Below are 14,158 nucleotides of genomic sequence, written 5' to 3' on the forward strand. Positions count from 1 at the left end.
GCAGGCATGCTCGAGGTACCATGTTCGCAGAAAGATATGACCTGGGGCGGACGAATGATCGAGGTGGTGTCGGTGGCCGGGATGATGCTTCTGAAGTCGTTTCGCCGTAGTGGCAAGGACCTCGATGACATTGAGCACCTTCAGAGCCTCGGCGATGAAACTTGATCTGAGCCCGCAAGCCGTGGATCGGCGGCTGCGGTAAATCGAGCAGCTGTGGCGCTACTGCCAGGGTGACAGCTGGGTTGACACCGTATTCATTGCGTCTCAGCAGTCGGCGTGGCGTAACCGGATTGGACCGCGCTTTCCATCTGCTCGACTTCGTCGTCGCTGAGCATAGCGAAGAGGGAGGACCGCTTTCTTGCCGAGACCCTGCCGTTGTTCTGCAGGCACAAGCGGACAAAGAGGTCGATCATCTGGTCTGGTAGATCCGCAATGTCCTGGATCGCAGATTTGGTCCGGTCGTAGTTTTCGAGAAAGCTGAGCTCTTCGACCAGTTCAATGCCGACGCTTCGCTCGGCAAAGCGGAAGAGGGCCTCAGCCTGTGGCGTCATGTCCATGTAGGCATAGCTAGTGAGGACATCGTTTGTCACCGTCATTCTGCCCTGGCCATCCAACGTGTACTCGACAAGCGCCAGCAAAGGCTTTGAGAACGCCTCCAGTGACGCATCGTACGCCGCGCGGTCTTTGAGCATCGCTGCTGACACGGGAAGGACGATGCCAGCGGGGCTGAATCCACAACGAGCTAAGATATTGTGGATGAGGAAGCGGTGGATTCGGCCATTGCCATCCTCGAACGGGTGAATGAAGACGAGCCCATAGGCCACTGCTGCCGCATGGACTATTGGTGAAACACCGCCGTCTTCCATGGTCTTGTGGGCGTCAATCAGCCCGGCCATCAATTGCGGCACGGTCTCGGGGGTTGGGCATGCGTAATGCACTCGTTCCCGTTGCCAGGAAACGGTTTCACCCACGTAGTTTTGACTCGACCGGTAATCACTGTCACGGAAGCGTGGGTCGACAATCCGGTTCTGCAAGTCGACAAGTCTTTCCTTAACGCAGAAGTCCTCCTGTTCCGCCAACTGGAGGAGCGCGATGAAGCGCTCAGAGCGGGAAGAAGAGGGTGATATATGCTCAATCGCGAAGGACGACTTGGTTTCTTTCGTGTACAGATAACTCATCGCTCGCCGGAGCATCTCCGGCGAGTATCGCCCCATGACTTCCCGGCAGCGTTCTGCCAGGTTTGTTTCCTCGAATGCGCACAGCACGTTGGTTCGGCGAACCGTAGGGCAAAAGTTGCGATTGCCGAGGAGGTTGTTGTTCACGCGTTGACGCCGTACCTGAATCGCAGGCGCTAGGGTATAGTACTGGTCAGGTTCGAGGAGATCGATGTAGTTGCCCCGCTGCAAATCTGGCAGAGGAAGCCGGTTTCCCGACAGAAATTCGTACAGAAACCACACCCGGCGAGCGTACTTGCCCAGCGACTTTGACATGATATAGGAGACGATGTCCGCAGTAGCGGCAAGGGAAAACACTCCAGCCAGGATTCCCAGATTGACGCCGTCATACTTCAACGCAAACTCCAAATGGTCCCCAACTGAATCGCCGGGCCAATAGGAGGCGGGAAAGATATCAGCGACACTCGCACTCGTCTTCTCAGTTCGGTGCGTGCCGGAGCTGGCTACATAGGAGATATGCCAATTGGGTATGACCTCAAGGCCATACCGTTTGACTAATTCGCTATATCCGGCGGCTCGTATGGATGGCTGATCTGTGCTTGTCATGTCATGCAAATTTCTCTGAGAAAGTTTATGGCGTTGTGAATATAGTTATTAATGCCGTGTCCTCAAGAAAAACATTTACACATATGGGCGAATTGAGGTAATCGGTCAGTGTACACCCCGGCGCTTCGCTGGGACAATTTGCAGGAAACCCACGGCCCGCCGCCGCCCAGCCATCCGACCTTGATTTCCGCCGACCTTTGCGGCAGCGTGTTTCATAGGAGTGATTGATGTTGGATGCACGATATGCCTCTCTCCGGTGCGGTGAGTCTGGACGTGCCTAGCCAATGTGGCGCCCTCCGGGCGCAATTCCAAGTTGCTGTCACACCCCGGGTTGCGGCGCCCTCCGGGCGCCTCACCCGGGGCTATGCATGGTACGGCCCTCCGGGCCGAACTTGGCCGATCTGGCATTTTATTGCCGCGAAGCGGCAGAAGCGCTGAAAGCGCGAAACATACCAGCCCAGGGCAAGCACGCTGAAAGCGTGCGCCGCCCTGGGTGCAACGGCGACTATATTCGTGTTCCTCGGCCTCTTTGGCCCCAGTCGGCGAAGCTGACTGGGGCCAAAGGGGCAATGGAACTCACTTGCATATCCGGGGGTGACGTCGGTGGCATGCCTAGCATCCGTTATCAATCGCTGACCGATTTCCGCCGACCTTTGCGGCAGCGTGTTTCATAGGAGTGACCACCCCGGCGCTTCGCTGGGGCAATTTGCAGGAAACCCACGGCCCGCCGCCGCCCAGCCATTCGACCTTGATTTCCGCCGACCTTTGCGGCAGCGTGTTTCATAGGAGCCATTGATATTGGATGCCCGACATGCCCTTCACCGGCGCGGTGGGACGAGACGTGCCAGGCCAATGTGGCGCCCTCCAGGCGCAATTCTAACTTGTTATCATACCCCGGGTTGCGGCGCCCTCCGGGCGCCTCACCCGGGGCTATGCATGGTACGGCCCTCCGGGCCGAACTTGGCCGATGTGACGCCGTGATTTGTCCGATCCGAGCCGAAAGCCACCATCATTCAATGGTTATGTTTTTGCGCCGTAGGCGCTTAACTATGCTTAACCCCAGGCTTTAGCCTGGGGACGCAGCCTGCCAACAGACAGTGCCTCGTAGAGGCACTACAGTTTTGATTATCAATCGCTGATCGATTACCTCCATGGCTAATCCTGGGGGCTGAATGTGGTAACGAGGAGTGTATGCCGTGATATATTTCCTGTCAAGATGATCGCGTAAGGTGTTGCCAAATTACGGTTTTACTGGCGAGGGCATTGGCAATATCATGCTGAAATTCCGGCCACCGCTGACAACGACAGATAACGACGGAAAGGACCACCACACCGATGGCCACACGACCGATGACCATACGCCAGCGCCTCGTTGATTTCCTGGGCTTACGTCGGAGCATGGTCGGCCTTTTGGGCATGGTCGTGCTGCTGGGTATGGGCGAGAAGATGGCGGAGCGTTTTCTGCCGCTCTATCTGATCGCACTGGGCAGCAGCACGCTGTGGCCGGGCTTTCTCAATGCGCTGGACAACCTGCTGTCGGCGCTGTATTCCTTCCCTGGCGGCTGGCTGGCCGACCGCCTAGGCGTGAAACGGTCGCTCCTGCTATTCAACGTCCTGGCGATGTCGGGCTTCGTGGTGGTCATTGCCATACCACGCTGGGAGGCGGTGATTGCCGGGTCGTTTCTGTTTTTGTCCTGGACGGCGATATCGCTGCCGGCAACCATGAGCCTGGTAGCGACGTCGCTGCCCAAGGAAAAACGGGTGATGGGCGTGTCGGTGCATTCGTTGGTGCGCCGCATTCCAATGGCCCTGGGACCAGTGTGCGGCGGGATTTTCATTGACCAGTGGGGACCCGTGACGGGCGTCCGCGTGGCCTTCGTGGCCGCGCTGCTCATGGCCATGGTGGCGTTGGTCGCCCAGCAGAAACTCATCGTCGACGATCAACCAGCCTCAAGTGAGCCTGCTGGTGGCGGCTTTTGGGCAATGTTGCGCGCCATGCGGCCGGAGCTGAAGACCCTGCTGGTGGCGGACATCCTGGTGCGTTTCTGCGAGCACATCCCCTACGCCTATGTGGTATTGTGGGCAATGACCGAGGTCAGCGGCTACGACACGGCGCGAGTGTCGGGAACGCAATTCGGCATTCTGACCACGGTCGAGATGGCGACAGCCATTCTCTGCTACCTGCCGGTGGCGTGGTTGGCGGATCGCGGCGGCAAAAAGCGCTACGTGCTGATCACTTTCGTCAATTTCACCCTGTTTCCAGTTGCGCTGTACTTCAGCCGGTCGTTCTGGCCACTGATGCTGGCCTTTGTTGTTCGCGGACTGAAGGAATTCGGCGAGCCCACCCGCAAAGCGCTTATCCTTGAGCTGGCGCCTGAAGGCCGAAAGGCCGCCGCCTTCGGCACCTACTACCTCTGCCGAGACAGCATGGTGGCGCTGGGCGCTTTCACCGGCGCGTACCTCTGGCGGTTGGGACCCGAGGTCAATCTCTTCACGGCGGCGGCCTGCGGCGTCGCCGGTACGGCCTGGTTCGCCTGGCGCGGCCGTGACTTGCACATCCCGCCGGCACTATCTGACGCATGACGCGGCGCCGGCTTTGTCTAATCACAGTGGCCTGCGGCGTCGCCGGTACGGCCTGGTTCGCTTGGCGCGGCCGGGACTTGCATGGGCAATCCCTCGCTTAGTGAAGTCTTGGGGGGGGGCAAGTCTGAGTCTTTGCGTGCATCAGAATGCACAGCAAAGTACGCGGAAATCACCGTGCCCAATCTTCTGAAATCGCACCAATACACAAAATGCTGTCATTCTGCAATTTTTTGCGTGAAAAAAACGTGTTTTGTAGCTATCTTTCACGCAGTTTTCAGAAATCAGCCCACCCGACCGATAAAGGGGGATCCCCCATCCAATGGACGCGCGCGCGCATTAGCGACGGAAAAGGGTGATGTGGCAGGAGGGCATCAAGCACCGTTGTCGGGTCGTGAGATTGAAGGCTTCTTCAGCCAGCCTGGCCATGTGTAGCGAGTGGCCATCTGCGGCACGCAGCCTCTTCAGTAATCGGTCAGTGTACACCCCGGCGCTTCGCTGGGACAATTTGCAGGAAACCCACGGCCCGCCGCCGCCCAGCCATTCGATCTTGATTTCCGCCGACCTTTGCGGCAGCGTGTTTCATAGGAGTAACCACCCCGGTGGGGAAAACACCGGGGACAATTTGCAGGAAACCCACGGCCCGCCGCCGCCCAGCCATCCGACCTTGATTTCCGCCGACTTGTGCGGCAGTGTGTTTCATAGGAGTAACCACCCCGGTGGGGAAAACACCGGGGACAATTTGCAGGAAACCCACGGCCCGCCGCCGCCCAGTCATTACACATAGGTTGCTAACCAGGCAGCGGATTTCATAGGAGCAATGCTCTTCACATAGCATGCGGCAATCGCCGGCGATGAGTTGATTGGTAACCATGCACAAGATCATTCGCCGAGGTTTTGAGCACCGAAGGTGCGCCCTAAGATAGCCCAGGGCAAGCGCCCGCAGGGCGCGTCGCCCTGGGTAAGGTGCCCCATCCCAAAAGAGCCCTGAAGGGGCGGCCTAAAAGACCTGCGACGAAGGGTCACAGCGCAAAATTGCCGCAGCAATTAATGAGTTCCATTGCCTCTTTGGCTCCAGTCAGCTTCGCCGACTGAAGCCAAAGAGGCTGAGGAACACGGACCAATATGGCGCGCTACCCAGGGCGGCGCGCGCCTTCGGCGCCGCTTGCCCTGGGCTATCTTAGGCCGCGCTTTCAGCGCTTCTGCCGCTTCGCGGCGGAAATGCACGACGAGAAAAGGCTGCTTGGTTGAAACAACAAGTGCCATGAATACCGTTAAATGAAGAGCATCGGTTTCATATGAGTCATTGATATTGGATGCCCGACATGCCCTTCACCGGCGCGGTGGGAGCAGACGTGCCCGGTAAATGTGGCGCCCTCCAGGCGCAATTCCAAGTTGCTGTCACACCCCGGGTTGCGGCGCCCTCCGGGCGCCTCACCCGGGGCTATGCATGGTACGGCCCTCCGGGCCGAACTTGGCCGATCTGGCATTTTATTGCCGCGAAGCGGCAGCAGCGCTGAAAGCGCGAAACATACCAGCCCAGGGCGGCGCACGCTGAAAGCGTGCGCCGCCCTGGGTGCAACGGCGACTATATTCGTGTTCCTCGGCCTCTTTGGCCCCAGTCGGCGAAGCTGACTGGGGCCAAAGGGGCAATGGAACTCACTTGCATACCCGGGGGTGACGTCGGTGGCATGCCTAGCATCCGTTATCAATCGCTGACCGATTTCCGCCGACCTTTGCGGCAGCGTGTTTCATAGGAGTGACCACCCCGGCGCTTCGCTGGGGCAATTTGCAGGAAACCCACGGCCCGCCGCCGCCCAGCCATTCGACCTTGATTTCCGCCGACCTTTGCGGCAGCGTGTTTCATAGGAGTAACCACCCCGGTGGGGAAAACACCGGGGACAATTTGCAGGAAACCCACGGCCCGCCGCCGCCCAGTCATTACACATAGGTTGCTAACCAGGCAGCGGATTTCATAGGAGCAATGCTCTTCACATAGCATGCGGCAATCGCCGGCGATGAGTTGATTGGTAACCATGCACAAGATCATTCGCCGAGGTTTTGAGCACCTTCAGCGCTTCTGCCGCTTCGCGGCGGAAATGCACGACGAGAAAAGGCTGCTTGGTTGAAACAACAAGTGCCATGAATACCGTTAAATGAAGAGCATCGGTTTCATATGAGTCATTGATATTGGATGCCCGACATGCCCTTCACCGGCGCGGTGGGAGCAGACGTGCCCGGTAAATGTGGCGCCCTCCAGGCGCAATTCTATGTTGTTATCCTACCCCCGGGTTGCGGCGCCCTCCGGGCGCCTCACCCGGAGTTATGCATGGTACGGCCCTCCGGGCCGAACTTGGCCGATCTGGCATTTTATTGCCGCGAAGCGGCAGCAGCGCTGAAAGCGCGCAACATAACAGCCCAGGGCAAGCACGCTGAAAGCGCGCGCCGCCCTGGGTTCAACGGCGACTATGTTCGTGTTCCTACGTGGCGGTGGTTGTACTCCTTGCACCAGCAATCGAGTTCAACGGCGACTATGTTCGTGTTCCTACTCGCAGATAGCGACTTCGACGGGAGTTGGTTTGAGGACGGTAACGAGGTCGGCCGGGGCCATATCGAGGATGAAGCCGCGGTGACCGCCGTTGATGTAGATGCGCGGCAGGTCGAGGATGGTCTTTTCGACATAGATTGGCATGGCCTTGCGGGTCCCGAAGGGCGATGTGCCGCCGACGCGGTAGCCGGAATTGCGTTCGGCCTGGGCGGGATCGCAAGGCGCGACGGTTTTGACGCCGAGGATGCGGGCGAGATTCTTGGTTGACACGCTGCGGTCGCCATGCATGAGCACCACCAGGGGCTTTTTGGCGTCGGTTTCGAAGATGAGTGTCTTGACGACGGCATGCTCATCCAGGTTGAGTTCCTTGGCCAGGTGGCTGGTGCCGCCCTTTTCGACGAAGTCGTAAAAGAGTTCCTGGTAGGGCACCTTGAGGCTGTTGAGCAGGCGGGTGGCGGGGGTGACGGGGCTTTTGTCTTTGGCGTTGCTCATGGCTGGTCCTTTCCTATGCGGGGCGCGGTTGCGGCATCGGCGCGATTGAGGCATTCGTTGGCCATGCGGAGATTGCGGCAGGTCGCGAGAGCGCGGAAGAGGGCGCTGTCGCGGCCATAGAGTCCGGCGGCGACGCGGAGGACGAAGCCGTGGTTGGCGCCGGGGCGCTGGCCGGATGCGGCGGCGATGTCGCGGAGGAAGTCGATGCGTTCGGCGTCGCTGAGTGGCGTTGGCGGGCGGTTATGGCAGTGGTCGTGGATATCGCGGAGGAGGGCGGGGTTTTGGAGCAGGCCGCGGGCGGGTATGACGCCGTCCACGGCGCATTGTTGGCGCATGGCCTCGGCGTCGTCGGCGGTGAAGAGATCGCCGCTGCCGAAGAGGATGCAGTCCGGGAGCAGGTCGCGGGCCTTGGCCAGGCGCTGGAGGCCGTCGCTGATGGGCCGGTAGAGTTCACGGACGGTGCGGAAGTGGCAGAAGACCAGGTCGGGTCGGGCGGCGCGGACAGCTTCGGCGATGGCCGGCAGTTCCGCGGGCGAATCGAAGCCGACGCGGATTTTGACGCTGATAGCGTGGTTGCCGCAGGCCTCGCGCATGGCGTCGAGCGTGCGGGTGATCCAGTCGGGCTCGCAGAGGCGTTTGCCGCCGCCGCCATTGCCGATGACGGTGGGGCTTGGGCAGGCGCAGTTGAGATCGACGCAGGTGGCGCCGAGGCTGTGGAGGATTGCGGCGGTGGTGGCGAGCTTGGCGCTGTCGATGCCCATGATCTGGGCGATGACGGGCATGCCGGTGTGCAGGAAGGGCTGCAGCCAGTGCTGCAGGCGTGAACGGCGGGGCACGCCGGTGGAGATGCGCAGAAAGGGCGTGAACCAGGCGTTGACGAAGCCGCGCCTGCTCATGGCGCTGAGGAATGAGCCCTCGGTGACGCCTTCCATGGGGCCGGGAAGGATGCGGGTCGGGAGTGTGCGCCCGTCAGCGAAGACAATAGGTTGTAACCACGGATGGCTGCTCATGGCGTCGGTTTCCGTCGCGGCCGGCTATGGCTTGGCGCGGCGAATGGGGCCTGGGTGTTTGGGTGTTGCCAATCAAGGTGAACCGAAAAGAGGCCTTGCCGGGGGCGTGTGGTGCGCGGTGCCGGCAGGGCAGGGAAGCGTTGCAGTCATTTGCCGTCAGTCCTGGTCATTCCAGTTGCGGCGTTGGAAGCGTCGTTCGCGGGCGGCGGGGCGTTTACGGTTGGCCTTGGTGAGAATGGCGTCCTTGCGGATATGCGGCGCCATGGCGGCCCGGAATTCCGTCGAGAACTGGATGTTGATCTGTTCATTCTGGAGGTACACGACATTGCCATTGGCACAGACCAGGCAGAAGATCAGCTGGGTGTTGCCGGGGAAACGCTGGCAGACGGCGGCGATGTCCTGCATCCGTGCTTCGCTCAGTTCTTCTTCGTAGAGCCGGACGTGCACTTCCTGGGTGTAGAGTTCCTGGACCTTGGCCATGGGGATGATATTCTGCGCGTGGAGTTTGAGGGGCTCTTCTTCGTCTCGCCGGCTAAGTTCGCCTTCGACGAAAACGACTGACTCGGGCTGCAGGGCCTCGGGGCATTGCTGGCGGACTTTGTCATAGGAGTCCGGAAAGAGCAGGCATTCCACGGTTGACTCGCGGCTTTCGAGGGTGAGAATAGCCCATGGCTTGCTGTCTTTCTTGGTGAGTTTCGGGCTGATGCCGCTGAGGTAGGCGCCAACTCGGACCATGGTGCCCGGGGGCAGTTGGATGAGATCGCTGAGGTCATCGAGTTGATAGGCGTCAATGAGGGCCTGATCTTGGGAAATGGGGTGTCCGCTGACGTAGAAGCCGAGCAGTTCCTTCTCGAAGCGCAGCAGTTCGCGCAATTCCCACGGATCGACCTTGGGAATAGGCAGCTCGGCGACCTTGCGGTCGGCGGGCGCGAGCAGGTCGAAGAGCGAGCCCTGGCCGGCTTTGCGGTCCTTCTGGGCCTGTTGGGCGATGCCGAGCACGTCGTCGATCATGGCGACGAGCAACGCGCGGTGGAAGCCGAAGCAGTCGAGCGCACCGGCTTTGACCAGGCTTTCCATGAGGCGCTTGGAGAGGCCATCCACTCGTTCGCAGAAGTCAGTGAGGTCCTTGAAGGGGCCGCCCTTTTTGCGGGCATTGATGATACCGGCGACAGCGGCTTCGCCGACGCCCTTGATGGCTGCCAGACCGAAGCGGACATTACGCCCGTCGACGGAGAAGGTCGCGTCGCAGACATTGACATCTGGCGGCAGGATACTGATGTTCATGGCGCGGCATTCAGCGAGGTAGAAGGAGAGTTTTTCGGCGTTGCTGAGTTCGCTGGTGAGTACTGCGGCCATGAATTCGGCGGGGTAGTTCGCTTTCAGCCAGGCCGTGCGGTATGAGAGCATGCCGTAGGCGGCGCTGTGGGACTTGTTGAAGCCGTAGCCGGCGAATTTGAGGATTTTGTCCCAGATATTTTTGCTGACGACGTCATCGATGCCATTTTTGCGGCAGCCATCTTGGAAGAGTGCGAACTGCTGCACCATGACATCGACCTTTTTTTTGCCCATGGCGCGGCGGAGGATGTCGGCATTGCCGAGGGTGAAGCCGGCTACGGCCTGGACGACCTGCATGACCTGCTCCTGGTAGAGCATGATGCCGTAGGTTTCTTCGAGGATGGGCTTCATCGCGGGCACGTCGTAATCGACGGGGATGGTGCCCATCTTGCGGCCGATGAATTCGTCGAGGAACTGCATTGGGCCGGGGCGATAGAGGGCGATGAGGGCGATGATGTCTTCCAGGCGGTTGACGCGGAAGCGCCGGCAGAGGTTTTGCATGCCGCCGGATTCGAGCTGGAACACGGCGATGGTGTTGCCCTGGTTAAGCAGATCGTAGGTCGGCTTGTCCTCAATGGGTATGTCATTGCTGAGGATGCGCTTGCCGGTATTTTTTTCGATGAGGTCCAGTGCGTCCTGGATAATGGTGAGGGTCTTCAGGCCGAGGAAGTCCATTTTGAGCAGGCCGAGTTCTTCGCAGGGCACGGCGGAGAACTGGGTGATGGGCTCGTCGTTGGCGCCTTTGGCGATGGGGCAGACATTGGCCACGGGCATGTCGCCGATAATGACGCCGGCGGCGTGGATGGACAGATTGCGGTTCAGGCCTTCCAGTACCGTGGCGAACTTCCAGATCTCCTGCACCCACGGGTTGTTCTCGAAGAGATCGACCAGTTCCTTGATCGGCGGCGCGTTGTTCTTCTCGTCGCCGTGGAGCGCCTTGTGGAGCGTCATTTTGGGATCAGCGGGAATGAGCTTACAAATGCGGTTGCCCTCTTCGACGCTGCGGCCGAGGGCACGGGCCACGTCCTTGATGACGGCCTTGGCCTTGAGGGTGCCGAAGGTGCCGATCTGCACCACGTTGGCCGCACCGTATTTTTCGCGGACGTACTCAATGACCTCGTGTCGGCGGCGTTCGCAGAGATCGATATCGAAGTCAGGCGGGCTGACGCGATCGGGGTTGAGGAAGCGCTCGAAGAGCAGGCCGTAGCGCAGTGGGTCGATGTGGGTGATGCCCAAGCAGTAGGCGACGATACTGCCGGCGCCGCTGCCGCGGCCTGGGCCGAGCGGCACGCCGATTTTGGCAGCGTGGGCGAGGAAGTCCCAGACCACCAGGAAGTAGCTGGTGAAGCCGGTCTGGCTGATGACGCCAAGCTCGAAGTCCATGCGCTCGACTTTTTTGCGGTCTTCAGCGCTCAAGTCGGGACTGTCGGCGTCAATGTCGTAGCGCCATTTGAGGCCCTCGACGCATTGTTGGCGGAGGTATTCCTGGCGGCTGATGCCCTCGGGCACGGGGTATTCGGGGTAGTGGTTGGCCTTGTCTTCGGCGACGGTGGGCAGGTGGACATTGCAGCGTTCGGCGATGGCGACGGTATTGGCCATGGCTTCGGGGATGTCCGGGAAAATCTGGGCCATCTCATCGGGGCTCTTGAAGTAGAATTCATTGGTGCCGAAGCGCATGCGTTTCGGGTCGTTGATGGTGGTGGCCGTGCCGATGCAGAGGAAGAGCTCGTGCGCCTCGGCGTGCTCTTTTTTGCAGTAATGCGAGTCGTTGGTGACGACGAGGCCGATGTCGCGCCGGCGGCTCAGCTCGATGACCTTCTCGTTGACGGGTTTTTGTTCGGGCAGGCCGTGGTCCTGGATTTCGAGGAAGAAGTTGTCTTTGCCGAAGATATCGAGGTATTCGTCGAGGGCTTGTTCGGCGGCGCGGTCATTGCCGGCGCGGAAGTGCTCGGGTATTTCGCCACTGAGGCAGGCGCTGAGGGCGATGATGCCCTGGTGGTACTGGCGGAGGAGTTTTTTGTCGACGCGCGGTTTGTAGTAGTAGCCCCTGAGCCACGCCTCTTCGTTGAGGTGGCAGAGATTGACGTAGCCTTCGTAGGTTTCAGCGAGGCAGACGAGGTGGAAGCCCTTGAAGTGCGGGATGCTGTTGTCGGTGACGGTGTAGTCGGTGGGGGCGACATAGAGTTCGCAGCCGAAGATGGGCTTGATGCCGGCTTCCTTCATGACTTTGGCGAATTCCACGCAGGCGCTCATGTTGCCATGGTCGGTGCAGGCGACGGCGCTCATGCCGTACTCTTTGGCGAGGGCGGCGATGCCTTTGCAGCTGGCAGTGCCGTCGAGAAGACTGAAATCGGTGTGGACGTGCAGGTGGACAAAGGGCGACGCCATGATGCGTTCTCCTTATATATGAAAATGGCCGGCAGCTCGTGTGGGCTGCCGGCCATGGCAATTAGACGTTTTGGCCGGAGACCGCGTCGCTGATGTGAAATTCCTCAATGTGGAGGCTCTGATCGGAGTGGAAGCTGATTTCGCAACTGTACTCCTGTTTCAGCCCGTCAACCAGCTTGCGGTCGTTATTATTCAGGCGGTCCGCGACGCGCGGGTGCACGGCGACCTTGAGTTTTTGGCCGGGCTTGCGGCGGCCGAGGATTTCATTGAGGCGGCGCTGGATATCGACGCTCATGCTGGTGGTGGACTTGACCAGGCCGCTGCCCTTGCAGTAGGGGCAGTTGTCAAAGATGGCGCTTTCCATGCTTTCGTGTTCGCGCTGCCTAGTCATTTCCAGCAGTCCCAGTGGCGACAGCTGGTAGATTTTGGTTCTGGCGCGGTCTTCGGCGAGGAGGTCTTTAAAGGTTTTGAAGACCACCTGCTGGTCTTTTTTCTGCCGCATGTCGATAAGATCGAGAACGATGATGCCGCCGAGGTTGCGGAGGCGGAGCTGGCGGGCGATTTCCTTGACGGCTTCCAGGTTGGTGGCCAGGATGGTCTCGGGCTGGTCTTTACCGCTACGGTTCTTGCCGGTGTTGACGTCGATGGCGATGAGCGCCTCGGTTTCGTCGATGCAGAGATAGCCGCCGCTGGGTAATGGCACTTTGCGGTTGAAGACGCCGTCGAGCTGCTGGGTGAGGCCGAAGGAGTGGAAGATGGGCGTCGGGTTCTGATAGAATTTGACGCGGGTGGAGTCCTGCTTGTTGTAGCGTTTGATGAGTTCGGTGGCGCGCTGGTAGGTCTCTTCGCTGTCGACGACGACTTCGTCGACGTCTTCGGTGAGGCAGTCGCGGAGCGCGCGTTCAGCGAGGTCGGGTTCCTGGTAGACGCAGACGGGTGCGCGGTGGGTGGCGGCGACTTGTTCGCCCTTGTGCCAATAGTCGAGGAGCAGATCGAGATCGCGCTGGAAGTGTTCTTGTTTACGGCCGGCGCCGACAGTGCGGCAGATCAGGCCCATGTTTTTTGGCAGTTCGAGGCCACGGATCATCTGGCGCAGGCGGTCGCGCTCATCCCGTTCCTCGACGCGTTTGGAGATGCCGATGTGGGACGAGTTGGGCAGTAGAACCAGATAGCGCCCGGGTATGCTCAGGTTGGTGGTGACGCGGGCGCCCTTGGTGCCGATGGGGCCCTTGGTGACCTGCACGAGGATTTCTTGGTCGACCTTGAAGAGGTTGGGGATGTCCTCGACGGCCGGGCCGGTCTTGGGCGGGCGGCGTGATGGGCGGTGGCGATTGCGGCCCTGGTCGCTCTTCCGGTCGCGCTCGTCGTTCCCTGCCGGGGCGGCGCTGTCGCCGTCGCTTTTGGCTTTGCGCGGTGCCTGGGGCTGGCGCTGCTGCTGGCCGCCGCGGGGCGCGGGCGCTGCTGCCGGCTCCGGCTTGGCGCTTTTCTTGCCGGTCGAGAAGATTTCGCGGACTTTGGCGAGGAGGCCTTTCAGTGGCGAGCTGCTTTCAGCGACCTTCGGCTGCTGATCGGTGCCCTGCTGCTGAGGGTTTTTTCGCGGGCGGCGCCGACGCCGATTCGAGCTGCGTTGGGACGGCTGATTTGGGTTCGGGTTCTGATTCGGGTTGGGGTTGTTTTGGGCGCGGGTTGGCGGGTTGAGCTTGTCATCGTCGTCGCTCTCATCGTTGCCGCTGATCTCACCGTCGCCCTCGCCCTCGCCCTCGCCGTCGTCATCGCTGGTTTCGAGGGTTTCTTCGCTGGCGGGGATCATGTCCCAGTAATGGAGGAAGGCGTTTTTCCCGCAACCGATGTCAACAAACGCGGCTTGCAGGGACGGTTCGAGGTTTTTGATGCGGCCTTTGTAGATGGACCCCACCATGGTGTCGCGGATATTGCGTTCCATGAAGAAGTCTTGGAGGATACCGTCTTGGACGACGGCGACGCGGGTTTGCAGTTCTTCGCAGTTGATAAGGATTTGCTTCATT

At 60.2% G+C, this 14,158-nt stretch carries 9 protein-coding genes; 4 read left to right on the plus strand and 5 right to left on the minus strand.

Annotation, left to right across the window (positions count from 1 at the left end):
- The first annotated feature begins 6 nt into the window (after positions 1-6).
- Positions 7-165: a hypothetical protein gene (locus tag J3R75_RS09165; RefSeq protein ID WP_307261229.1), complete on the plus strand. Its 159-nt coding sequence runs from the start codon at positions 7-9 to the stop codon at positions 163-165.
- Positions 166-254: 89 nt separating this feature from the next.
- On the opposite strand, the gene J3R75_RS09170 is transcribed toward J3R75_RS09165, so the two are convergent.
- Positions 255-1,781, minus strand: a complete 1,527-nt coding sequence (locus J3R75_RS09170; RefSeq protein WP_307261230.1) for a Fic family protein — start codon at positions 1,779-1,781, stop codon at positions 255-257.
- A 1,335-nt stretch (positions 1,782-3,116) separates the two neighbouring features.
- Here J3R75_RS09170 and J3R75_RS09175 point away from each other — a divergent pair.
- The 3 genes from J3R75_RS09175 (at position 3,117) to J3R75_RS09185 (ending at position 6,312) form a co-directional block, all read left to right on the plus strand.
- Entirely contained in the window at positions 3,117-4,364 is a 1,248-nt protein-coding gene (locus tag J3R75_RS09175) for an MFS transporter (RefSeq protein WP_307261231.1), read from the plus strand.
- 475 nt (positions 4,365-4,839) lie between these two features.
- Positions 4,840-5,148, plus strand: a complete 309-nt coding sequence (locus J3R75_RS09180) for a hypothetical protein (protein WP_307261232.1) — start codon at positions 4,840-4,842, stop codon at positions 5,146-5,148.
- A gap of 972 nt (positions 5,149-6,120) precedes the next feature.
- Positions 6,121-6,312, plus strand: coding sequence for a hypothetical protein (locus tag J3R75_RS09185; RefSeq protein WP_307261233.1), 192 nt, complete (start codon positions 6,121-6,123; stop codon positions 6,310-6,312).
- Between the two features lie 594 nt (positions 6,313-6,906).
- Here J3R75_RS09185 and ybaK read toward each other — a convergent pair.
- The 4 genes from ybaK to J3R75_RS09205 all read right to left on the minus strand — a co-directional run bounded on the left by ybaK (position 6,907) and on the right by J3R75_RS09205 (position 14,157).
- Positions 6,907-7,401, minus strand: a complete 495-nt coding sequence (gene ybaK / locus J3R75_RS09190) for a Cys-tRNA(Pro) deacylase (protein WP_307261234.1) — start codon at positions 7,399-7,401, stop codon at positions 6,907-6,909.
- Positions 7,398-8,411 carry a tRNA-dihydrouridine synthase family protein gene (locus tag J3R75_RS09195; RefSeq protein WP_307261235.1) on the minus strand — a complete coding sequence of 338 codons (1,014 nt, stop codon included), beginning with the start codon at positions 8,409-8,411 and terminating at the stop codon, positions 7,398-7,400. The genes ybaK and J3R75_RS09195 overlap by 4 nt, the downstream gene beginning before the upstream one ends.
- Before the next feature lie 156 nt (positions 8,412-8,567).
- Complete coding sequence (gene dnaE, locus J3R75_RS09200; RefSeq protein WP_307261236.1) at positions 8,568-12,134, minus strand: DNA polymerase III subunit alpha; 3,567 nt, start codon at positions 12,132-12,134, stop codon at positions 8,568-8,570.
- A gap of 61 nt (positions 12,135-12,195) precedes the next feature.
- Positions 12,196-14,157 carry an Rne/Rng family ribonuclease gene (locus J3R75_RS09205; protein ID WP_307261237.1) on the minus strand — a complete coding sequence of 654 codons (1,962 nt, stop codon included), beginning with the start codon at positions 14,155-14,157 and terminating at the stop codon, positions 12,196-12,198.
- Position 14,158: the final 1 nt, after the last annotated feature.

Origin of the sequence: Oligosphaera ethanolica (genome assembly GCF_030814695.1) — a bacterium.
Classification (GTDB): Bacteria; Verrucomicrobiota; Lentisphaeria; order Oligosphaerales; family Oligosphaeraceae; genus Oligosphaera; species Oligosphaera ethanolica.